The organism is Shimia sp. R9_2, assembly GCF_017743735.1.
Lineage (GTDB): Bacteria > Pseudomonadota > Alphaproteobacteria > Rhodobacterales > Rhodobacteraceae > Shimia.
In genome coordinates, this window is record NZ_JAGHRO010000003.1 from 283,416 (window position 1) to 306,463 (window position 23,048).

A 23,048-nucleotide genomic window follows, 5' to 3' on the forward strand; every position below is an offset into this window, starting at 1 on the left:
TCGTGTGATCCACTCTCTGTAAAATCCCGTAAACTCAGAAACATACGGGATAGGACAACCAGACTTGGCCCAGAACCAAAACTCCAAAGCCACCACTCTCTTTTGGTTCCGGCGCGATTTGCGGCTGTGCGACAACCCTGGCCTTGCGGCTGCGGCCGCACGCGGGGATGTGGTGCCTGTCTTTGTATATGACGACGTGGTCAAGCGACTGGGGGCAGCGTCAAAGCTGCGGCTTGAGTCGTCGTTAAGGGCGCTGGCGCAGGATCTGGACGCGCACGGAATTCGGCTGATCCTGCGCCGTGGTGCGCCAGCGGACATACTCCGAGAGATCGCAGAGGAAACCGGCGCAGATGCGGTGCATTGGAGCCGGGCCTATGCGCCGGATTGGGTGGCACGGGATACAGCGGTTAAAGCGACACTAAAGGCCGCGGGGCTTGATGCGCAAAGCTTTGCAGGCACGCTATTGTTCGAACCCTGGACGGTGGAGACCGGGCAGGGCATGCCTTATCGGGTCTATACGCCGTTCTGGAAGGCTGTGCGGGGGCGCTTTGTAGAGGCACCGCTTGCTGCGCCAAAGCTGACAGCGCCGCAGGTTTGGCCGGATAGCGACGATCTGGAAGACTGGGGTCTTTCGGCAGAGATGCGTCGCGGCGGCGCTGTGGTGACGCAGTTTGTTGCCGCCGGTGAAGCTGCCGCGCAGGAAACTCTGGCGCGGTTTCTGGATGAAAAAATCGCAGATTACAAAGACGCGCGGGACCGGTTGGATCAGGCGGCGACCTCTGAATTGTCTGATGCACTGACCTTTGGGGAGATCAGCCCGGCGCAGATGTGGCACGGTGGCCAGCGTGCGCTTGGGACTGGTGCGGCGGGCGCGGAGCATTTCCTTAAGGAGGTGGTATGGCGCGAATTTGCCTGGCATTTGCTGTGGCATTTTCCGCAGTTACCGGAGGCCAATTGGCGCGAGGGCTGGAATCAGTTTGACTGGATTGAGGATCCGGAGCATCCGCATTTTCAAGCCTGGTGTCAGGGGCGCACTGGGGTGGCCGTGGTGGATGCCGCGATGCGCGAACTCTACATCACCGGCAAGATGCACAACCGCGCGCGGATGATCGTGGCCAGCTATCTGACCAAACATCTGCGCATTCACTGGAAGCTGGGCCTGAAATGGTTTGAGGATTGTCTGGTGGATTGGGATCCGGCCTCCAACGCCATGGGCTGGCAATGGGTGGCTGGCTGCGGGCCGGATGCGGCACCTTATTTTCGGATCTTCAATCCGGACACGCAGGCCGACAAGTTTGACCCCGATCAGCGCTATCGCCGCCGCTGGCTGGCGCATGAGGCGGGGGCTGGCAGCGCGACTGCGCAGCTGTTTTTTGAGGCGATGCCGCTCAGTTGGCAGGCCGGTTTTGACCGCCCGCAGATGCAGCCGATTGTCAGCCTGCCGGAAGGGCGCGCACGGGCCTTGGCCGCCTATGAGGCTTTCAAAGCTTAATAATTTCTTGCCGCTAGGCGGTTTCTGCGCCTAGGATTCAGACCACGCTAAGAGGAGGGAGAAAGATGTTCCTGACTTCAACACAAGGTGAGACCAACTTGCCGCGCTATTTTTCCGCTGTTTTTGCGACAGCCCAAAAGATCAATCACGGGCGGATTGATTTTGTGATGGAGGATGGCCGTGTGTTCCGAGCCGAAGGTCCAAAGCCCGGTCCGGTCTGTGAGATGCATGTGCACAATGGCGATACATTTGGCCGCTTGATGCGCGAAGGCGAACTTGGGTTCTCTGAGGCCTATCTGGAAGGCTGGTGGAGCACGCCGGATCTGCAGGCGTTTTTTGATTTTCTGCGCGCGGACAATGACGCGCTGTACGACGGTTTTCCGGGGATGTTCTTTGTGCGCGCCTATGAGCGTATGCGCCACTGGATGAACAACAATTCCAAGACGCAGGCCAAGAAGAACATCAGCTATCACTATGATTTGGGGAATGAATTTTACGGTCTGTGGCTGGATGACACGATGACCTACAGCTCGGCCCTGTTCAAAACTGGTCAAGAGAGCATGGAGGCGGCGCAAACCGCCAAATATGCCTCCATGGTGGATCAGATGGGCGTGAAGCCCGGCGATCACGTGCTGGAAATTGGCTGTGGCTGGGGCGGTTTTGCGGAATATGCCGCCAAGGAGCGCGGGCTGCGTGTGACCGGCCTGACCATTTCAGAAGAGCAGCTCAAATATGCGCAGGATCGCATTGAAAAGGCTGGTCTTTCTGATCTTGTGGATTTCAAGCTTCAGGATTATCGCGACGAGACCGCGCATTATGACGGGATTGCCAGCATCGAGATGTTTGAGGCCGTGGGCGAGAAATACTGGCCGGTCTATTTCCAAACCGTCCGGGATCGTCTGAAGCCCGGTGCCAAGGCCACGCTGCAGATTATCACGATCACCGAAAGCCGCTTTGAAGAGTATCGGAAGGGCGTTGATTTCATTCAGAAATACATCTTCCCGGGTGGCATGCTGCCGAGCCCAACCGCGCTCAAGGATGAGGTAAAGAAGGCAGGTCTGCTGTTCACCGGGTCGATTGAATTTGGCGAGAGCTACAGCCAGACCCTGCGCCGCTGGTATGACACGTTTAATGCGCAATGGGAGCGTATTCAGCCCATGGGGTTTGATGAAAGGTTTCGCAGGATGTGGAATTTTTACCTAACCTCTTGTGCCGCGGCGTTTCACAGTGGAAGTTGTGACGTAACGCAAATCACAATATCCAAACCGGGCGCATGATCTCATCCAACAAACTGATTGCTGCCATCTCACTCGCCGTGGTCGGCGGGTTTGTGGCGGAATTCGCCAAACCGCAAATGCCGGAAGGCTCAAACCCCGGCTATATGACGTTGATCTCCGCAGCTGTGGGGCTTTGTGTTGGCTGGCGCATTATGGGGCCGCGTGCGGGGCGCAGCGGCTCCATCGGTTTGGGGATGCTGGGTGTCGTGTCATTGGTGTTCTGGGGATTGGCGGTGTTTGGCACCATCGAGATGCTCAGGCTTGCCATGCGCCGACGGTTTGACGAACCGGTTGAGGCGCTTGAGATGATTGTGACCATCGCGTTGAAATATGGGCAATATCTCGCAGCGACGCCGGTCTATATCACCCTTGCGGTTGGCATTGTGATCAGCGGATATGTCACCAACTTTGCTTATCGCCGCTGGGGTTGATTTATGAAAAATCTGTTTGTGTATGGCACGTTGCGACACGTGCCTTTGCTTGAGGCTGTGCTTGGAAAAACCGCCGAAGCGCTGAAGCTGGCGCCCGCACGCCTGAAGGATCACGCGGTTTATGCGGTGCAGGGGCAGGATTTCCCGATCATCAAGGACGCGCCGGGCGAGGTTGCCGAGGGGCTTTGGATTGGCGCGCTCACCGAGGCGGATGTGGCGCGCTTGGAGTTCTATGAGGGCGGCTTTGATTATGATCTTGAGCCGGTCACTGTGGATCTTGATGGCACTACCCAGACCACGGAGGTGTTCAAAAGCGAAGACGCGGGTTGGGTGCCGGATGGGCCTTGGTCACTCAGCGCGTGGCAGGAACGATATGGCGTGGCAGCGGTGTTTGGTGCCATCGAGGAGATGAGCTATTTCGGCACGCGCAGCCGAGAGGACGTGGACAGGATGCTGCCGATGATCCGGGCGCGGGCGACATCCAAAGCACAGGCGCAAGCGCGCAATCTGGCGGTCAGCCCAAGCGGTATGACCCGCGACGACGTCAGCGATGTGATGCTGAACCGCCCCTATGCAAAGTATTTCACGCTCGATGAGCTGACCCTGAGCTTTCGCCGTTATGACGGTGCGCAAAGCGAGATGGTGGAGCGAGCGGTATTTGTGGCGACAGATGCGGTGATCGTGCTGCCGTATGATCCGGTGCGTGACCGTGTGATGCTGATTGAGCAGTTCCGGCCTGGACCTTATGTGCGTGGCGATGCGTTGCCTTGGCAGCTGGAGCCGATTGCCGGGCGGATTGATGCCGGGGAAACAGCGGAGAACACCGCGCGTCGAGAGGCTGAGGAAGAAGCTGGACTGACGCTGGGCGCGCTGCATGAGGTGGCCAATTGTTATGCTTCGCCGGGCTGCACAACCGAATTTTACAACATATTTGTCGGGCTCGCGGATCTGCCGGATGACGTGATCGGTGTCTCTGGTCTGGATCAGGAGGCAGAGGATATCCGCTCTTATCTGTTCAGCTATGACAGGCTTATGGAGATGGTGGATCAGATGCAGGCGGTGAATGCGCCGCTGGTGCTGGCGGCGCTGTGGTTGGCACGCCATCGTGATCGTCTGCGCAGGACCGCTTGAGTTCCGGCGCGCCCTTGCCTACACAGGTTTTCAAACATCCATAAAAGGACCGCGCAACATGCATATTGCCCGTGATCTTGCCCAAGCGATCGGCAACACCCCTTTGATCCGTCTCAACAAAGTGAGCGAGGCGACCGGCTGTGAGATTTACGGCAAGGCGGAATTCATGAACCCTGGCCAGTCGGTGAAAGACCGTGCGGCGCTTTACATCATCAAAGATGCGCTTGAGCGCGGTGAGCTGAAGCCCGGTGGCACCATTGTGGAAGGCACCGCCGGCAACACCGGGATCGGTCTTGCGCTGGTGGGCGCCTCCATGGGGTTCAAGACCGTGATTGTGATCCCTGAGACGCAATCTCAGGAAAAGAAAGATATGCTGCGCCTTGCGGGTGCGGAGTTGGTGCAGGTGCCCGCCGCGCCTTACCGCAACCCCAACAACTATGTGCGCTACTCTGGCCGTCTGGCCGCAGAGCTGGCCAAGACCGAGCCAAACGGCGCGATCTGGGCAAACCAGTTTGACAACGTTGCCAACCGTCGTGCCCATGTGGAAACCACCGGCCCCGAAGTTTGGGAACAGACCGGCGGCAAAGTGGACGGCTTTATCTGTGCGGTCGGCTCTGGCGGCACGCTGGCGGGTGTGGCCGAAGCCATTCAGAGCAAAGGCGTGAAAATCGGTCTGGCCGACCCAATGGGTGCGGCGCTGCACAGCTTCTACACCACGGGTGAGCTGAAGTCCGAAGGTGGCTCGATCACCGAAGGAATCGGTCAGGGCCGGATCACGGCCAACCTTGAGGGCTTTACTCCGGACATGAGCTACCAGATCTCTGATGAAGAGGCGCTGCCTTATGTCTTTGATCTGTTGCAGGACGAAGGCCTGTGCCTTGGCGGCTCTTCCGGTGTGAACATCGCGGGCGCGGTGCGCATGGCGAAAGAGATGGGCCCGGGCCACACCATTGTGACCATCCTCTGTGACTATGGCACACGCTATCAGTCCAAACTCTTCAACCCGGCGTTCCTGAAGGAAAAAGGCCTGCCGACCCCGGAATGGCTGGGCAACAAAGGCCCATCCAGCATTCCGGGCGTGTTTGAAGACGTCTAAGGGCAACTGACGATGCGCGCTTTCGCCCGGACCCTGCTAGCGGCAACCCTGTGTTTGGTTGTCTGGATGACGGCGGTCTGGGCGCAAAGTGCCAGCGGGCCAGATGCCGGGCCAAACTACGAGGATTGGCGCTCCGTCGCGGCCCGTGCCGAATTGGCCATTGAAAACAATCGCGCCTCTGAAGGCGCGATGACCGAGCTGCGCAAACAGCTGGTGGACTGGCGCCGACAGTTTGCCGCCGACAGTTCGCGCAGCAGCGTGTCTTCTCAGACCTTGGAGGCACAGCTCAACCGTCTGGGGCCGGTGCCTGAGGGCGGTGAGGCCGCTGATGTGGCGGCCGAGCGGCAGCGATTGGAAACCCAGCTTTCTGAGGCGCAGGCCCCAATCCGGCAAGCAGAGCTCGCCCAAGCGGAGGCCAATGAGCTGATCCGCGCGATTGATGCTTTGCTGCGCGACCGACAGACAGAATTGCTTTTGGAACCGGGACCAATCCCACTGATCCCCTCGCTGTGGCCTGCGGCCTTTGTTGAAGTGGGCAAGACCATCCGCCTGCTGACGCTGGAGTTTGAGGGCAACTGGAAACAGCAGCGCCTGCGCCATGAGCTGCGCAAGTCATTGCCGCTGATGCTGTTCTATCTGGCGATTGGCGCCTTGCTGGTGACGCGCGGTATGCGCTGGACCGATGCCGCCCTGAGCCGGATTGTTTCTCAAAGCGAGCATATGTCGGCGCTGCGCTGGATCTCGGTCTTCTTGCTATCCTTTGGTCAAGTGCTGTTGCCGATGCTGGGCGCGGTGGCTTTGGCAGAGGCGGTCTATGCCACTGATCTGGCTGGGCTGCGCGGTGGCGTGGTTCTGTCATTGCTGCCGCAGATGACCTTTGAGTTGTTGGTGGCCAAATGGCTTGGAGAGCGCTTTTTCTCCCGCCATGAGCGTCCATTGATGCCGGTCAATCTAACGGAGAAAGACAAGCGTCGCGGACGTCGGGCGGCTACGGTGCTGGGCGCATTGCTGGCTTTGGCGACGCTTACCAGCGAAATGTCTCGCTTTGAAAGCTGGGATCGCGGCACAGAGTCGGTGGTGTTCTTTGTGCTCTGCGTTCTGGCGGCTTTCTGTCTGGTGCAGATCGCATTGCTGGGCAAGAAACACGCCCATAGCCTGACCGATGAGACCTCGCTGAGCCGGTCTGCGCTTGAGCAAATGCTGCGTATTCTGGCGGTTTTTGCAATGGGCGCTGCGGTTGTCGGGATCGCGGTGTCGCTGGCTGGTCTGGTGCGCGGCGGCAGTTTCCTGATTTTCTCCACCGCCAAGACCATGTTGTTGGTGGGTTTCTTGCTGGTTTCCCAACGGGTGATCCAGAAGGTCTACGCCGCGCTGGAAGGGCGCGATGACGATGAAAGCTCACTGGCGGCGGTGATCACGGGCATCGCCATGGTGATTGCCGCGCTGCCGATACTGGCCCTGACCTGGGGTGTGCGCACTGCGGATTTGCAGGAGCTGTGGACCCAGTGGAACAACGGGCTGAGCTTCAGCGGGTTGACCCTGTCACCGCGGGTGATCCTGATCCTGATTGTGGTGTTTGTGATCGGTCACGGCATCACGCGTTTGATGCAGAGCTTTCTGCGCGACAACATCCTGCCAAAGACGCGCGTGGATGTGGGTGGGCAGACGGCGATTGTGTCCGGTGCCGGCTACATTGGTAATTTCATCGCCATTCTGGTGGCCCTGTCGATTGCTGGCATCAACCTGAGCAATGTGGCGCTGTTTGCCGGGGCGTTGTCTGTGGGAATTGGTTTTGGTCTGCAGACCATCGTGTCCAACTTTGTGAGCGGGATCATCCTGCTGATCGAGCGCCCGGTGAGCGAGGGCGACTGGATCGAGGTCGGCGGCCAGATGGGCTATGTGCGCGATATTTCGGTGCGCTCCACACGGATTGAGACCTTTGACCGCACAGATGTGGTGGTGCCGAACTCTGATCTGATCTCTGGCACGGTGACCAACTACACGCGCGGCAACACGGTTGGGCGTGTGATTGTGCCGGTGGGCGTGGCCTATGGCACCGATACGCGGCGGGTTGAGAAGATCCTGATGGAAATTGCAGAGGGCCATCCGATGGTACTGGCCAATCCGGGACCGGCAGTGGTGTTTCAGGGCTTTGGCGCGGATGCGTTGGACTTTGAAATCCGCGCTATTCTGCGGGATGTGAACTGGATGCTGACCGTAAAAAGCGATCTCAACCACGCGATTGCGGAGCGGTTTGTTGCGGAAGGCATCGAGATACCTTTTGCGCAGCGCGATATCTGGCTGCGCAATCCGGAAGCTTTGCGTGCTGCACCTGCTACCGGGCCGAAGCCGATGGATGCGGAGGCCAGAGCGTCAGTTGTGTCCGCCAAGAGCAAGCTGACGCCGCCTGACGCGGAGGATATGGGCGGTGACGGGACCGCTGAGGGGGAGCCTGACGGGGAGGGGCGATGACGGACTTGTTGTTTTTGAAAGATGCGTATCTGAAGGAAGCACCAGCAAAGGTGATCGGACACACGCCGGAAGGCGGCATCCTGCTGGATGAGACGCTGTTTTACGCCACCAGCGGCGGACAACCCGGCGACAGCGGCGAGCTGCGCTGGGATGGTAAGACGCTGAAAATCGCCACGGCTGTCAAAGTGCCGGAAGGCGGCATTGCGCTGTTGCCTTCGGAACCGGAGGAGCTGCCACCCGTAGGGGCGCAGCTGATGCAGGTGTTAGATTGGCCCCGTCGTCACCGCCACATGCGTGTGCACACGGCGCTGCATCTGTTGTCTGTGGTGATCCCGCTGCCGGTGACCGGTGGGTCGATTGGCACCGAGAAAGGCCGGCTTGATTTTGATATGCCGGAGGCGCCTGAGGACAAAGAGGCCTTAACGGAAGCGCTTAACGCGCTGATCTCTCAGGATTTTGCAATATCAGAGACCTGGATCACGGATGAGGAGCTGGAAGCCAATCCGGGGCTTGTGAAGACCATGTCTGTCGCTCCGCCTAAAGGCGCCGGTCGTGTGCGGCTGGTGCGGATCGGCTCTGACACGGAACAGGTGGATTTGCAGCCCTGCGGCGGTACACATGTGGCGAGCACCGCTGAGATTGGACGCGTGCGGATCGGCAAGATCGAGAAAAAAGGGCGTCAGAACCGCCGCGTATATCTTCATCTTGAGGGGTAAAGTCGCAGCGGGGCTCAAGCGCAACATCTATGCGCGAGCTGTGTTCTTTAGCGCTTTGAATTCACGGTAAAAAACGAAAAAAGGCGAGGTGCCATGACCAAATAGACCTCGCCTTTTTCGTGACCAGTGGAGGGATCTCCAGAGGTCTTAACTGTCAGTCACCACAAGCCGCAGGTGGGCATGTTTGGTGGGCGCCAGAGTTGTCTGCACAGCTGTCTTGGGCGCTTTGGCGCTTTGAGCGGCAGGATCAAACTGAGGCATGGAAATTTTCTGCGGGCGCAGGATTGTCGCGACCGGCTCAGAGCTATTCTCGCTTGCGGCTTCGATGCGGCGCAGGAAGCTGCCTTCCAGATCAAAGCGTTCCGGGCTGCGGCCAACGTCGCCATCGATGGTGATCGCGCCGAGGATACGGTTCACCTCACCGGAGTCGCTGCGCAGGGGCAGGAGCATCATTTCGCCTTGCAGACCGGTGCGGCCAAAGCTGCGGCGGGAGGTGAGCTCAAGACGGCCTACGGCGGGTGCGGAGAACACTTTTTCCAGCACTTCGCCAAAACCTTCGCGGGAGTCGCCGTTGATCAGGGCAGACATTGGCATGCCGCGCATGTCCATGCCCATCACGTCAGACAGGGTGTTGCAGGAGACGCGCAGGCGGGCGAGGCCCGGTGCAATACGCTCCAGAATGAAAGCGTGCTTCAGGAGTTTCTGGATACGGCGCGGATCAACATCGCTGCGGTATGGGATGGAGTCTCCATCGCGGAGACCTTCCCAGTAGGCTTTCACCTCCTGCATCACCTCGATGCTGTGCACTTTGGCGGCACCAGATTTTCCGTCTCCAAAAATTCTCACAACTCTCTCCCCGAATACCTATGGCGTTAGTCGTTACTCGTACGCAGAAGCTTTCGTTCTTTCTTGATTATCTGTCGGAACGGAAAGCGTTTACAACTCGTAAAACACTTATCTCACATTTTATTTGTTTTGCGCCCAAAATAGTCAAAATTGGTTAACGCATCGGCGCGTTAACATTGCTCTTCAGCTCAGAATAGATTTAGGTGCAGCAATAGCTTAGCGGCAGGAGGATCTGATGCTGGAGTCAATGACAGGATATGCGTCCCTAAAGGGAGACGCGCTGGGACACAGCTGGACGTGGGATCTGCGCAGTGTGAATGCCAAGGGGTTGGACCTGCGTCTGCGGGTGCCTGACTGGATTGAGGGGCTGGAGCCAGCGGTGCGCGGCGCTTTGTCCAAGGCGCTGTCACGCGGGAGCGTGAACCTGTCGCTGCGTGTTCAGAAAGAAGAAGAGCAGGGCGCGCTGTCGGTGAACGCCGGACAGCTGGTCGCCGTGCTGAGTGCGATCAAGACGGCAGAGGCACAGGCGGCAGAAGCCGGTGTGACACTCGCGCCGTCAAAGGCCAGCGATGTACTGGGCATCCGGGGCGTGTTGGAAACCACCTCTGAGGAGACCGACACCAAAGCGCTGTTGCAGGCGCTGATGGCGGAGGTCCCGGCGCTGCTTGAGAGCTTCAAGGCGATGCGCCAACAAGAAGGTCAAGCGCTTCAGGCCGTGTTGATGGATCAGCTCAGCCAGATTGAAACACTGACCGCACAGGCTGCGGAGGCGGCAGAGGCGCGGCGGGCCGAAAGCGCGGACACCCTGCGCAGCAATCTGGCGCGGGTTCTTGAGAACAGTGATGGAGCTGATGAAGCTCGGGTGGCACAAGAGCTGGCGATGCTGGCCGTGAAATCCGACGTTATGGAAGAGCTGGACCGGCTGCGCGCCCATGTTGAGGCTGCGCGCGGGCTGATCGAAACCGGAAGCCCGATTGGCCGCAAACTCGATTTTCTGATGCAGGAATTCAACCGTGAGGCCAATACGCTCTGTTCCAAGGCGCAATCGGTGGATTTGACGCGGATTGGGCTGGACCTCAAAGCCGTGATAGATCAGATGCGGGAACAGGTTCAAAACGTGGAATGAGACTATGAGCAACAGACGCGGCCTTCTGATCATTTTGTCGAGCCCCTCCGGCGCAGGGAAATCAACGCTGGCGCGGCGCCTGATGGCCTGGGATCCTGGCCTGAAGTTTTCGGTTTCTGCCACCACGCGCGCGCCGCGCCCCGGCGAGGAGCACGGGCGCGAATACTTCTTCATGAAAGAAGATGCATTCAAGGCGCAGGTGGCGGAAGGACAGATGCTGGAGCACGCACACGTCTTCGGGAATTTCTACGGCTCTCCGGCGGGCCCTGTGAAAGAGACCATCGATTCCGGTCAGGATGTGCTGTTTGACGTGGATTGGCAGGGCGAGATCCAGATCCGCAATTCGGATCTCGGCAAACACGCGCTGTCGATCTTTATCCTGCCGCCAAGCATTGTTGAGCTGCGCCGCCGTCTGGAAACCCGCGCGCAGGACAGTGAAGATGTGATCGCCAAGCGGATGCTCAAGAGCTGGGATGAGATCAGCCACTGGGGCTATTATGACTATGTGCTGGTAAATGATGATCTGGATGAGACTGAAGCGCGCTTGAAAACCATTGTCGAAGCCGAGCGCATGCGCCGGATTCAGCAGCCGGAGCTGCAGGACCATGTGCGCCAGTTGCAGATGCAGTTTGAGGAGATGTCCTGATGGCGATTTACGAGCTGGATGGGGTGCAGCCGCAGCAGGACGAGAACAGCTGGTGCGCGCCGGATGCCAATCTGATCGGCAATGTGGTGTTGGAAGCCGGTGCTTCGGTCTGGTTTGGCAGCACGTTGCGCGGTGACAACGAGGAAATCCGTGTTGGCGCGGGCTCCAATGTGCAGGAAAACTGCGTGCTGCATACGGATATGGGCTTTCCGCTTTCGATCGGCGCTGGATGCACGATTGGCCATAAGGTGATGCTGCATGGCTGCACCATCGGCGAGAACAGCCTGATCGGCATGGGCGCAATCGTTTTGAATGGGGCCAAGATTGGCAAGAACTGCCTGATCGGTGCAGGGACGTTGATCCCGGAAGGCAAAGAAATCCCGGATGGCAGCCTTGTGATGGGCACGCCAGGCAAGGTGGTGCGCGCGTTGGATGAGGCGGCGATTGCCAAGCTGCGGCTGTCGGCGCTGCATTATCAGGAGAACTTCCTGCGCTACAAAACGGGGCTGCGCGAAATCTGACGCGTGGGCGGTGAAATATGACAAAGCTGGCTTTGCTGGCCGGGTTTGTCATATCTCTGTTACAAATCTGCGGTTTGAGCCTTGCAAGTGCGCCATGCCGGATTGGCGCGGTGTTTGAGGCAGGGAGTCGACATGCAGCGTGAGTTTTACAGGTCTTATCTGGAGGCCATCCCGCTACCGGCGGTGCTGGTGGACAGCCGCGCCCGGATCATTGGCGGCAATGCGGCGGCGGTGAAGCTGAACCCGCATGCGGATGGGGATCGCCCCCTGATCCTGGTGTTTCGTCAGCCGAGCCTGAACACGGCGGTTGAGGACTGTCTGCGCGAGGGCGAAGCGCAGCGCGCGATCTATTTGCACAGCGAAGGCCCGCAGGAACACCGCTATGATGTGACCTGCTCCCCTGTGACACTGACACCTGATGACAGCGGCCCTCGGGGTTTGCGACTGCCGCAAGGCGGGCAGAGCTTCAAAGGTGTGCTGATCTGCTTTCAGGACGTCACGGAAATGCAGCAGCTCGATCAGATGCGTCGCGACTTTGTGGCCAATGTGAGTCACGAGCTGCGCACGCCGCTGACCGCAATCCTTGGATTCGTTGAGACCCTGCAAGGGCCTGCGCGGGCGGATCCCAAGGCGCAGGACCGTTTCCTTGGCATCATGTCGGCAGAAGCAAGCCGGATGAACCGCCTTGTGGGGGATCTGCTGTCTTTGAGCCGTGTGGAAGAGGTTTCACGGATGCGGCCCACGGATCCGGTGGATCTGGATCAGGTGGTCCGCTCTGTGCTGCAAAATCTTGGGCCAATGGCAGAAGACAACGATTGCGCGCTGATCTATGAGCGGGAGCGCGATCCGGCCGTGGTGGCAGGCGATGCGGATCAGCTTTTGCAGGTTGTCACAAACCTTGTGGAGAACGCGCTGAAATACGGCGGGAACGGCACGCAGGTGACTGTGACCCTCAAAGAGCGCAGCAATAGCAATGGCGTGATGGGGCCAGGCTTTGCGCTGGCGGTCAAAGATGACGGTCCGGGAATCGACTCTGTGCACATTGCACGTTTAACGGAGCGTTTTTACCGGATCGACTCTCATAGGTCGCGGGAAATGGGCGGAACCGGCCTTGGACTCGCAATTGTAAAACACATTATTAACCGTCACCGGGGGCGTCTGCAGATCGACAGCGTGGTGGGTAAAGGTAGTGTTTTCAAGGTGTTGCTTCCGCTGCGTTAACTTTTACCTAACGTCTTTTTTGCGCAAAAGACATATTTTCTGGCCCACTGTCATACAGCTGTTACATAGCCGTCACAAAAGCTTCGAACAGGCGCATTAGACCGCGTCGTGAGACTGACAACGACACAGTCCACAACACATGGAGTTAAATTAATGTCTGTCAAACTGACTGCCTCTGCTCTGGCCATCGCGGCCGTTGCTGCCACTTCTGCCGCCGCGCGTGACCAAGTTCAGGTCGCCGGTTCCTCCACGGTTCTGCCTTACGCTTCCATCGTTGCAGAAGCTTTCGGCGAAAACTTCGACTTCCCAACCCCGGTTGTTGAATCCGGTGGGTCTTCCGCAGGTCTGAAGCGCTTCTGCCAGGGTGTTGGCACCGAGCACACCGACGTTGCAAACGCGTCCCGCAAAATCCGCGACAAAGAAATCAAAGCCTGTGCCGAGAACGGTGTGACCGACATCATCGAAGTGCGCATCGGTTATGACGGCATCGTGTTTGCTTCCCAGCTGAACGGCCCTGAGTATGTGGCTTTCACGCAGTCTGACATCTTCAACGCGCTGGCACCAAAAGTGATGGTTGACGGCAAGCTGGTTGATAACCCGCATAAGAAATGGTCCGACTTCAACGCTGACCTGCCAGCAGAAGACATCCTGGCGTTCATCCCAGGCACCAAGCACGGCACCCGCGAAGTGTTCGAAGAGAAAGTTGTTGCAGCGGGCTGTGAAGCCACTGGCGCTTTTGAAGCGATGATGGCGGCTGGCATGTCTGAGGACGATGCAGAAGACGCATGTCTGGAAGTGATGTCTGACGGCCGCGCCGTGGACATTGACGGTGACTACACCGAGACTCTGGCATCCATCGACGCCAACGCAAACGGCATCGGCGTGTTCGGCCTGGCGTTCTATGAGAACAACACCGACAAGCTGAAAGTGGCGACAATGGCGGGCGTTGAGCCTTCCACCGAAACCATCTCCACCGGTGAATACCCTGTATCCCGCCCGCTGTTCTTCTACGTGAAGAAAGCGCACATCGGCGTGATCCCAGGCCTGAAAGAATATGCTGAGTTCTTCATCTCCGATGAGATCGCAGGCGGCGACGGCCCTCTGGCAGAGTACGGCCTCGTGTCCGACCCAGCACTGGTTGAAACTCAGGATGCAGTTGCTGCTGAGAAAACCATGGGTGGCGACAGCTAATCCGACCTGAGTGTCGATGAAACAAATTGAGGCGGCGCCCGTCGCCGCCTCTTTTCCAATTTGTCTTGGAATAAGACTACTGGGGGACCCATGCCTGTAATTTGGCTCTGTGTGATTGTGCTGGCGATATCCATCGTCGGCTTTATTTTTGGGAGACAGCGCGCGTTGAGCAGCGCTGGTGGTGACGCGCGAAATCTCCATTCCCTGCCGAACTACTACGGCTGGAATGTGTTTATGAAAGTCGTGGCCCCCGCGTTCGGGTTGATGATCGTTTGGCTGATTGCTCAGCCACTTGTCGTCCAGAACAGCATTTCCGGTATGATCCCTGAAACCGAGATCAAAGAAGGCTCCAGCATTGGCCTCGTGATGGCCGAGGTGCGCCGCACCGCGGACGGGCTGAACAACGCGGTGGCCGCCGGTGTGATCTCTCAGGATCTCTCAAACGATCCGGGTGCCGATGTTGAGGCGCTGACCGCCAGCTTGAAAGAGGCGGGGCAGGTTGTGACCTCCACCATCACCCAGCCAATTCTACTGGCCGCACAGGCCTACCGCACCATGACCAACACCGGCAGCCTGATTTTGGCCGCACTGGTGCTTCTGGTTTCGCTGGGTGCCGCGGGCTTTGCCGTGCGTCAGGCCGACAAGGACTACAAAGCGCGCAATGTGGTTGAGCAGGGCGTTCTGGCGCTGCTGATGGCGGCGGCCTCTGTCGCGATCCTCACCACCATTGGCATCGTGCTGTCGCTGGTGTTCAACACCGCCGAATTCTTCCGCCTCTATCCGGCGGCGGACTTCTTCACGCTACTGGAATGGGCGCCAAGCTTCTCCGGCCGTGGTGGCGCCTCCAAGCTGGGCATCCTGCCACTGCTGTGGGGGACGATCTATATTTCGATCATCGCGCTTCTGGTGGCTGTGCCGATTGGCCTGTTCGCTGCGGTATACTTGTCTGAATATGCCACGCCACGTGTGCGCGGCATTGCCAAGCCGCTGCTGGAGATCCTCGCGGGTATCCCGACCATCGTTTACGGTCTCTTCGCTCTGCTGACCATCGGGCCGCTACTGGTTTCCGTGTTTGGCGAAGATGGCGCGGGCTGGATGAGCGGCGGTCGCGCGGTGATGACCGCTGGTATTGCGATGGGCATCATGCTGATCCCATTTGTGAGCTCGCTGTCTGATGACATCATCAATGCTGTGCCTCAGGCGATGCGTGACGGCTCCTATGGTCTGGGCGCAACCCAGTCTGAGACCATCAAACAGGTGATCCTGCCAGCCGCATTGCCGGGCATCGTCGGCGCGATCCTTCTGGCTGCAAGCCGCGCGATTGGCGAGACCATGATTGTGGTGATGGGGGCAGGGGCCGCTGCACGGCTATCCCTCAACCCGTTTGAGGCGATGACCACCGTGACCGCCAAGATCGTCTCTCAGTTGACCGGAGACTCCGACTTTGCCTCCCCTGAGGCGCTGGTGGCCTTTGCCCTAGGGATCTCACTTTTTGTTCTGACTTTGGGGCTGAACGTCTTTGCCCTCTACATCGTCCGTAAGTATCGGGAGCAGTACGAATGACCGACGCAAGCCTTCCCACAGGCGGCGCAAAGCCGCAGTCCGGCTCGCTCACGACCGTGGATGCGCGCACCAAGAAGCGCAATGCCGCTGAGAAACGCTTCCGCGCCTATGGTGTCGCGGCGATTTCGACAGGCATCCTATTTCTGATCGTGCTGCTGTTTTCCATCGTAACAAGCGGTATTGGCGCTTTCCAGCAGACCTTCATCACGGTGCCGGTCTATCTGGATGAAGCCAAGCTCGACAAAAAGGGCAACCGCAACATTGACGACATCAAGAAGGTTTCAACCTTCGGCTATAACCCGCTGATTCAAAAGGCGGTTCTGAAATCTGTGCAGGATGCGGGCATCGAAACACCGCTGACCAAATCCAAACAGATGAAGGCGCTGATTTCGGCCTCTGCAGCTGGTCAGGTGCGCGCGGCTGTGATCGACAATCCGGCGCTGATTGGTCAGACTGTTGAGTTCAAGTTCCTCGCTTCCAGCCGCGTTGACGGCTATCTGAAGGACCGCGTGAAGCGTGAACATCTGGCGCGTGACAAGAACATCGACGCAGAGCACCTCGACATCGTGGATGGGCTTCAGGACGCGGGCGTTCTCGCAAAAACATTCAACCCGGCCTTCATCTTCGGCGCGGATGCATCCGAAAGCCGCGCAGAGCAAGCGGGTATCGGTGTCGCCATGCTGGGCTCGCTCTTCATGATGTTTGTGGTGCTGTTCCTGGCGCTGCCATTGGGCGTGGCCGCTTCGATCTATCTTGAGGAATTTGCGCCTAAGAACCGCCTGACAGATCTGATCGAGGTGAATATCTCCAACCTCGCAGCGGTGCCTTCCATCGTGTTCGGTATCCTTGGTCTGGCGGTCTTCATCCAGTTCATGCACCTGCCGCAATCCGCGCCACTGGTAGGGGGGCTGGTGCTGACGCTGATGACCTTGCCGACCATCATCATCTCGACCCGCGCGTCGCTGAAATCCGTGCCGCCAAGCATCCGTGATGCAGCGCTGGGGGTAGGGGCCTCCAAGATGCAATCGGTCTTCCACCACGTGCTGCCACTGGCTGCGCCTGGCATCCTGACCGGCACCATCATTGGTCTGGCGCAGGCGCTTGGGGAAACCGCACCTCTGCTGCTGATCGGTATGGTGGGATACATTGCCTCGAACGCGCCTGACGGCATTGCCAGCGGTCTGCTCGATCCGAATTCCGCGATGCCCGCGCAGATCTATGAATGGGCAAAACGGGCTGACCCGGCCTATTATGAACGCGCCTGGGGCGGGATCATCATTCTGTTGGTCTTCCTCATCTCAATGAACACTCTCGCAGTCATCCTGCGCCGCCGGTTTGAGCGCCGTTGGTAAGCAAAGGATTGAAACACATGTACGATCAAGCTGAACTGGGGGCCGCTGTGGACCAGAATTCAACCAAAATTTCCGCCCGTAACGTGCAGGTCTATTACGGCGACACCCATGCGATCAAAGACGTGAACGTCGATATCGACGCCAAAGCTGTGACCGCCTTCATCGGTCCGTCCGGTTGCGGCAAGTCCACTTTCCTGCGTTGTATCAACCGGATGAACGACACAATTGATGTGTGCCGCGTGAAAGGCGACATCCTTATTGATGGCGAAGACATCTATGACAAGCGCGTCGATCCTGTGCAGCTGCGCGCCAAGGTCGGCATGGTGTTCCAGAAACCGAACCCGTTCCCAAAGTCGATCTATGACAACATCGCTTATGGCCCGCGCATCCACGGTCTCGCCAAGAACAAGGCAGATCTCGATGATATCGTTGAGAAATCCCTGCGCCGTGGTGCGATTTGGGATGAGGTGAAAGACCGTCTGCACGCGCCGGGCACCGGTTTGTCCGGTGGTCAGCAGCAGCGTCTGTGCATCGCACGCGCTGTGGCAACCGAGCCAGAAGTGCTGCTGATGGACGAGCCATGTTCTGCGCTTGACCCGATAGCAACCGCACAGGTCGAAGAGCTGATTGACGAGCTGCGCCACCAGTATTCCGTGGTGATCGTGACGCACTCCATGCAGCAGGCCGCGCGCGTCAGCCAAAAAACCGCGTTCTTCCACCTGGGCAATCTGGTGGAATTTGGGGAGACCTCGCAGATCTTCACCAACCCAAAAGACGAACGCACCGAAAGCTATATCACTGGCCGGATCGGCTAAGGAGACTGGATTATGAACGACCAACATATTGCCTCTGCCTTTGACCGTGACCTTGAGGGCATTCAGGCGCATGTGATGAAAATGGGCGGCCTTGTTGAGGCGGCGATCGGTGATGCGGCCACCTCCATGCAGAACCGCGACGAAGAGCTTGCAGCTGAAGTGCGCAAAGGCGACAAGGCGGTGGACGCGCTTGAGGATCTGATCAACGAGCAATGCGCCAATCTGATTGCGCTGCGTGCGCCAGCGGCTGTGGATTTGCGGGTTGTGCTGTCGGTGATGAAAATCGCCTCCAACCTGGAACGCATTGGCGACTATGCCAAAAACATGGCCAAGCGCACCGCGGTTCTGGTGCATATGGAGCAGGTTGAAGGCGCGCACAGCTCGCTGCGCCGGATGGCACAGGAAGTGCAGCTGATGCTCAAAGATGTGCTGGATGCCTTTATCCAGCGCGACGTTGCATTGGCCCAGGACGTGCTGGAGCGCGATCAGAACATCGACCAGATGTACAATGCGCTGTTCCGCGAATTCTTGACCTTCATGATGGAAGATCCGCGCCACATCACGCCCTGTATGCACCTGCATTTCATGGCAAAAAACACCGAGCGCATGGGCGACCATGTGACCGCGATTGCCGAACAGGTGATCTATCTGGTGACCGGCTCCATGCCGGAAGAAGCGCGCCCAAAGGCGACCCGACTGGACGCCTGACGGCGGTTTGAGAGGCAAAGCAGATGGCAAAAGATCATCCCACAGTTCTCGTTGTAGAAGATGAGCCGGCGCAGCGCGAAGTGCTGAGCTACAACCTTCAAGCAGAGGGTTTTGACGTGGAGGCCGCCGCAGATGGCGATACGGCACTGCTGATGGTTCAGGAAGTGCTGCCGGATATTATCGTGCTTGACTGGATGCTGCCGGGCACATCTGGCATCGAAATCTGTCGGCGTCTGAAAACGCGTGCGGAGACCAAAGACATTCCGGTGATCATGCTGTCTGCGCGCTCTGAAGAAGTGGACCGTGTCCGCGGGCTTGAAACCGGTGCGGATGATTATGTGGTCAAACCATACTCTGTGATGGAGCTGATGGCGCGGGTGCGCAACCAGCTGCGCCGTGTGCGGCCATCCTCGGTGGGCCAAACGCTGACCTATGAGGATATCATTCTGGACGCGGAAACCCATCGCGTGACGCGCTCTGACGAAGCGCTGCGTTTGGGGCCAACCGAGTTCCGGCTGCTTGCGACCTTTATGGAGAAGCCGGGCCGGGTCTGGAGTCGGGAGCAGCTTCTGGATCGGGTTTGGGGCCGTGACATCTACGTCGATAGCCGCACGGTGGATGTGCATATCGGGCGGTTGCGTAAAGCGCTCTGTGTGCATGGCGGAGAAGATCCGCTGAGAACAGTGCGCGGTGCAGGCTACGCGCTTGGGTGATTTTCTTTTGTGTCATTAGATAGGCAGGGCGCGTTGAGGCGCGCCTTGTATGCGGTTGAGAATCAAGAGAAGTTCGGATGTTAGATTAAGTTTGGCTACGTGATCTGCGTTTCATATAATTGGTATTATGTAATTTTATGACGCACCAACGACCATGAAACCACCTCTGGACACATAACTGGGCTTTACTATAGCTTAAGGATTAGTTCGTGGGGATGAACGGTCCTGATGAAAACTCGAAATTCTGCCGAAATGAGCGCCCGTAGACCGATCCGGCGCTTGTTCGTCTACTTGCCAAACGGATGCACGTATGGACGAATCTTTGGATTATGTTGAAACGGTGATGAACCAGACCAGCCTTGAGGCGCTCTGGGAATTGCACTGCGCCAAAATGGCGACCTATGGTTTTGACAAAATCATCTATGGCTACACCAACTATCGCAGCGGTATGTCGCTGGGTGATGTGGAAGATTTCTTTATCCTGTCCAACCACCAGCGCGACTATCTCGACAAGTATATCGGTGAAGGCCTCTATTTTGACGGCCCTATGATGAAATGGTCGCTGGACAATGCTGGCGCACAAAGCTGGAGCATCATTCAGAACGCCTTTGCGGCTGGAAATCTGACCGAAAAACAGATGCGCGTTTATAAGGTCAACAGAAGCTACGGTTTGAACGCTGGCTACACTATTAGTTTTCCGACGGTTTCGTCACGGCACAAAGGTGCGATTTCACTGGGTGCGCGCACAGACATGTCTCAGGAAGAGGTTGATAAGCTGTGGAAATCTGTAGGTCGAGAGATCTCTCTGATCAACAATGTGGCACATCTTAAGATCCAGTCCCTGCCCTACAAAAACCCAGAACGGGAACTCACAAAACGTCAAAGAGAAGTTTTGGAATGGGTCGGAGATGGCAAAACTATTCAGGATATTGCCCTGTTGATCGAGCGCACTCCCGCGACAGTTGAGAAGCATTTGCGACTCGCCAGAGACGCCATGAATGTAGAGACAACGGCGCAAGCTTTGCTAAAGGCGTCATTTATGCGTCAAATTTACTTGCTAGAGGGGCAAAACTGACGCATGATAGGGTCATTAGTATGGTATCCCTGACTTGTTGGTTATTTGTCAGACTGGCACTATCGAATTGTTCCGTGAGTGGTGGCTTTGGCCTTGGAACACATCGGCACTGATCCTCGCAATTACGAGGCTCTCTGGGTCGACCGGTATCAACCCGGACGTTAGCTTTGGTTTATTTTAACTAGGAGCTGACACTTTTCGGTGGCCTCCCCATCCCCATGTTTTGGAGGCCTTGAAAAAGGGCGGCGTCATCTTTAGGTGGCGTCGCTTTTCTGTTTGGTGCGGAGTTTTTGCACTCCCGAGAATCGACTGCTTAGAAGATTCGGTTTCATACCAACGTGGGCAAGGCGCTGTACTGTTAGGGTTTAAGGTATGACGAGGCCGATCACCTTGCGCGTGCATTCTGAGAGATGGAAGGCCTTTTGCCTCTCAGACCTTTGCACCTAAATGCATAAAGTGATCCAACGGCTTTGTTGTAACGTAAAGAGCCATTCGAGCTGGCCCTCTCTTTTTTAAGCCTTTGTTTTTGAGGCAATTTCACTGCCATTTCTTCAGGCTACGCCTATGCGAGATGGCTCTCAAAACGCCCTCCCCTCATCAAACGCCTGATCAACTCTTTTGCGCGTTTAACCGTTCGTTATCGCCAATTTCTGAGTGTCGCCAAAAGACATGCGGTGGCTTCTGTGGCGATCGCGACAGGCTATAGGAAATGGAGAAGACATGAACAACCTAGCCATCGGTACACGATTATTTGTCACGTTTGGTTTTATGTTGGTTCTCATGATTGGCCTCGCGATGGTCGCCGTTTGGAGGGTTGAAGCAGCCCGCGAAACGCTGGCGCAGATCAACGAGATCAATTCTGTGAAGCAACGTCATGCAATTAACTTTCGCGGCAGCGTACACGACAGGGCCATTGCGATCCGCGATGTTGTCTTGATCCCTGCTGGAGCGGAACGCGATGCGCAGATTGATCTGATCGAAAAACTGGCTGCGGATTATGCGGAAAACGAGGTGCAGCTGACCCAACTTCTGTCTGACAGCACGCAAGCGCAGCCCGAAGAAATCGAAATCGCCGCGCGTATTGCTGAAGTGCAGGCCAAGACCAATCCACTGGTCGACGAGATCGCCGCCAAGATCTATTCGGGTGACCCTCAGCAGCAAGCGCAGGCGCTAGAACTGCTTTATGTGGTGTCGCCTCTGTTTTCTGCCTGGCTCGGGGTGATCAACGAGTTCATCGACTTTGAAGAAGCCGCGAACCAAGCGGCCGGGACGGAAGTAACAGCCGCAATGGACAGCTTTGGCATGCATGTGGTGATCATTCTTTTGTCAGCCGTTGTTTTGTCCGCCTTTGCTGCGCTGTCGGTCACCCGCTCTGTCACCCGCCCGATCGCGCACCTGCAGGCTTTGCTGAGCCGTATGGCGGATGGGGATGTGACCGCGGACGACAGCCTAGCCCAGAGAAAAGATGAGATTGGTGCGCTGGCGCGCGTGGTGGCGTCTCTGCGTGAGGCGCTTGAGGACAATCAGCGCAAGGAAGAGGAAATCCGCGAGAATGCTCAGCAGGTCGAAACCGTTGTTGAGGCACTCGGCAAGGGACTTAAGGAGCTTTCGAAGGGCGATTTGACCTATCGTCTGGACACGGCTTTTGCCGGCTCGATGGACACTCTGCGTAAAGACTTCAACACCTCAGCGGAGAAGCTGAACTCCCTGTTGGCTGCGATCCGTGCAAACTCCTCGACCGTGAAGCATTTCTCCTCTGAGTTGGCGAGCGCTTCTCGTGAGTTGGCACAACGTACCGAAGGCCAGTCGGCGACGCTTGATGAAACCACCTCTGCCATGGAAGATCTGACAGCCAGTGCAAAGTCTGCAGCACAAAGCGCGCGCAACGTCGAGCAGATCGTATCAGAAGCTCGGGAAGAGGCGGATCAAAGCGGCGAGATTGTCTCTATGGCCGCGAATTCGATGACCAAGATTGAGACCTCCTCTAACCAGATTTCGGCGATCATCGCGGTGATCGAGGATATCTCTTTCCAAACCAATCTATTGGCGCTGAATGCAGGTGTGGAAGCCGCCCGCGCCGGAGAAGCTGGACGGGGGTTCGCGGTTGTCGCCTCCGAAGTGCGCTCACTGGCGCTCAGATCCACAGACTCTGCGCAGGAGATCAAAGATCTGATCGCAGTCAGCTCGGATCAGGTGTCTGAAGGTGTGGATCTGGTGGCGCGCATGGGCGGAGAGCTGAAGAGCATCGCTGACAAGGTTGGCGGGATTTCCGATGTGGTCGGAGAGATTGTGCAGGTGGTGGATCAGCAGTCCAATACGATTGCAGAGGTCAACACCGGTATTGCGCAGCTGGATCGTGTCACGCAGCAGAACACTGCGATGGTCGATCAGACACAGCAGCACTGTACAACGCTGGAAGACAACTCCGTTGAGTTGATCCAGCAGATGTCCGTCTTTGAGATCGAAGAGACGGTTGGCTCCGCTGACGGTGATGTTGTCACTGAGACGGAAGCGCAGCACATCGCGGCCTGATCAACGCAGATTGTAGAACCAACGTGAGGGGATCCTGTTTCAGGGTCCCCTTATGCATTCTGGCCTTCTGAGAAGGCCGTATGGCGGCCTTTAGGATGAGAGCCGGAGAGATGCAGCCCCCTGC

Annotated in this window: 20 protein-coding genes; 19 read left to right on the forward strand and 1 reads right to left on the reverse strand. The window is 57.6% G+C overall.

From position 1 onward, the window contains the following. The first annotated feature begins 64 nt into the window (after positions 1 to 64). The 7 genes from J7400_RS09990 (at position 65) to J7400_RS10020 (ending at position 8,615) form a co-directional block, all read left to right on the forward strand. Entirely contained in the window at positions 65 to 1,492 is a 1,428-nt protein-coding gene (locus J7400_RS09990; RefSeq protein WP_209062669.1) for a deoxyribodipyrimidine photo-lyase, read from the forward strand. Positions 1,493 to 1,557: 65 nt separating this feature from the next. Further along, positions 1,558 to 2,769, forward strand: coding sequence for a cyclopropane-fatty-acyl-phospholipid synthase family protein (locus J7400_RS09995; RefSeq protein ID WP_209062671.1), 1,212 nt, complete (start codon positions 1,558 to 1,560; stop codon positions 2,767 to 2,769). Then, positions 2,766 to 3,200, forward strand: coding sequence for a TrgA family protein (locus J7400_RS10000; RefSeq protein WP_209062673.1), 435 nt, complete (start codon positions 2,766 to 2,768; stop codon positions 3,198 to 3,200). Before J7400_RS09995 ends, J7400_RS10000 begins: the two co-directional genes overlap by 4 nt. 3 nt (positions 3,201 to 3,203) lie before the next feature. Next, on the forward strand, positions 3,204 to 4,331 hold the full coding sequence (locus J7400_RS10005; RefSeq protein ID WP_209062682.1) for a gamma-glutamylcyclotransferase: 1,128 nt from the start codon (positions 3,204 to 3,206) through the stop codon (positions 4,329 to 4,331). 58 nt (positions 4,332 to 4,389) lie between these two features. Continuing rightward, the gene (locus J7400_RS10010) at positions 4,390 to 5,427 is read left to right on the forward strand and encodes a cysteine synthase A (protein WP_209062683.1); all 1,038 of its coding nucleotides are present in this window, start codon (positions 4,390 to 4,392) and stop codon (positions 5,425 to 5,427) included. Between the two features lie 12 nt (positions 5,428 to 5,439). Beyond that, complete coding sequence (locus J7400_RS10015; RefSeq protein ID WP_209062686.1) at positions 5,440 to 7,899, forward strand: DUF3772 domain-containing protein; 2,460 nt, start codon at positions 5,440 to 5,442, stop codon at positions 7,897 to 7,899. Beyond that, positions 7,896 to 8,615: an alanyl-tRNA editing protein gene (locus J7400_RS10020; protein WP_209062688.1), complete on the forward strand. Its 720-nt coding sequence runs from the start codon at positions 7,896 to 7,898 to the stop codon at positions 8,613 to 8,615. Before J7400_RS10015 ends, J7400_RS10020 begins: the two co-directional genes overlap by 4 nt. Before the next feature lie 147 nt (positions 8,616 to 8,762). On the opposite strand, the gene J7400_RS10025 is transcribed toward J7400_RS10020, so the two are convergent. Further along, a complete protein-coding gene (locus J7400_RS10025) occupies positions 8,763 to 9,461 on the reverse strand; it encodes a PAS domain-containing protein (protein WP_209062691.1) in 699 nt (232 codons plus the stop codon). Between the two features lie 235 nt (positions 9,462 to 9,696). Here J7400_RS10025 and J7400_RS10030 point away from each other — a divergent pair, with 235 nt between their 5' ends. The 12 genes from J7400_RS10030 (at position 9,697) to J7400_RS10085 (ending at position 22,924) form a co-directional block, all read left to right on the forward strand. Continuing rightward, the gene (locus J7400_RS10030; RefSeq protein ID WP_247738731.1) at positions 9,697 to 10,587 is read left to right on the forward strand and encodes a YicC/YloC family endoribonuclease; all 891 of its coding nucleotides are present in this window, start codon (positions 9,697 to 9,699) and stop codon (positions 10,585 to 10,587) included. A 4-nt stretch (positions 10,588 to 10,591) separates the two neighbouring features. Beyond that, positions 10,592 to 11,233 carry a guanylate kinase gene (gene gmk / locus J7400_RS10035; protein ID WP_209062693.1) on the forward strand — a complete coding sequence of 214 codons (642 nt, stop codon included), beginning with the start codon at positions 10,592 to 10,594 and terminating at the stop codon, positions 11,231 to 11,233. Beyond that, a complete protein-coding gene (locus J7400_RS10040; RefSeq protein ID WP_209062695.1) occupies positions 11,233 to 11,754 on the forward strand; it encodes a gamma carbonic anhydrase family protein in 522 nt (173 codons plus the stop codon). Before gmk ends, J7400_RS10040 begins: the two co-directional genes overlap by 1 nt. Positions 11,755 to 11,886: 132 nt before the next feature. Next, complete coding sequence (locus tag J7400_RS10045) at positions 11,887 to 12,975, forward strand: ATP-binding protein (RefSeq protein ID WP_209062697.1); 1,089 nt, start codon at positions 11,887 to 11,889, stop codon at positions 12,973 to 12,975. A 153-nt stretch (positions 12,976 to 13,128) separates the two neighbouring features. Beyond that, positions 13,129 to 14,166: a substrate-binding domain-containing protein gene (locus J7400_RS10050; protein WP_209062699.1), complete on the forward strand. Its 1,038-nt coding sequence runs from the start codon at positions 13,129 to 13,131 to the stop codon at positions 14,164 to 14,166. 90 nt (positions 14,167 to 14,256) lie between these two features. Beyond that, complete coding sequence (pstC, locus tag J7400_RS10055) at positions 14,257 to 15,729, forward strand: phosphate ABC transporter permease subunit PstC (protein WP_209062701.1); 1,473 nt, start codon at positions 14,257 to 14,259, stop codon at positions 15,727 to 15,729. Next, positions 15,726 to 17,081 (forward strand): phosphate ABC transporter permease PstA, encoded by a 1,356-nt coding sequence (gene pstA / locus J7400_RS10060; RefSeq protein ID WP_209062703.1) that lies wholly within the window; start codon positions 15,726 to 15,728, stop codon positions 17,079 to 17,081. Before pstC ends, pstA begins: the two co-directional genes overlap by 4 nt. 17 nt (positions 17,082 to 17,098) lie before the next feature. Further along, complete coding sequence (gene pstB / locus J7400_RS10065) at positions 17,099 to 17,896, forward strand: phosphate ABC transporter ATP-binding protein PstB (protein ID WP_209062706.1); 798 nt, start codon at positions 17,099 to 17,101, stop codon at positions 17,894 to 17,896. Positions 17,897 to 17,908: 12 nt separating this feature from the next. Beyond that, on the forward strand, positions 17,909 to 18,604 hold the full coding sequence (gene phoU, locus J7400_RS10070; RefSeq protein ID WP_209062708.1) for a phosphate signaling complex protein PhoU: 696 nt from the start codon (positions 17,909 to 17,911) through the stop codon (positions 18,602 to 18,604). A gap of 23 nt (positions 18,605 to 18,627) precedes the next feature. Beyond that, on the forward strand, positions 18,628 to 19,317 hold the full coding sequence (gene phoB, locus J7400_RS10075) for a phosphate regulon transcriptional regulator PhoB (RefSeq protein WP_209062710.1): 690 nt from the start codon (positions 18,628 to 18,630) through the stop codon (positions 19,315 to 19,317). A gap of 310 nt (positions 19,318 to 19,627) precedes the next feature. Continuing rightward, complete coding sequence (locus J7400_RS10080; RefSeq protein ID WP_209062712.1) at positions 19,628 to 20,392, forward strand: LuxR family transcriptional regulator; 765 nt, start codon at positions 19,628 to 19,630, stop codon at positions 20,390 to 20,392. Between the two features lie 720 nt (positions 20,393 to 21,112). After that, positions 21,113 to 22,924: a methyl-accepting chemotaxis protein gene (locus tag J7400_RS10085; protein ID WP_209062714.1), complete on the forward strand. Its 1,812-nt coding sequence runs from the start codon at positions 21,113 to 21,115 to the stop codon at positions 22,922 to 22,924. The last annotated feature ends 124 nt before the right edge of the window (positions 22,925 to 23,048 follow it).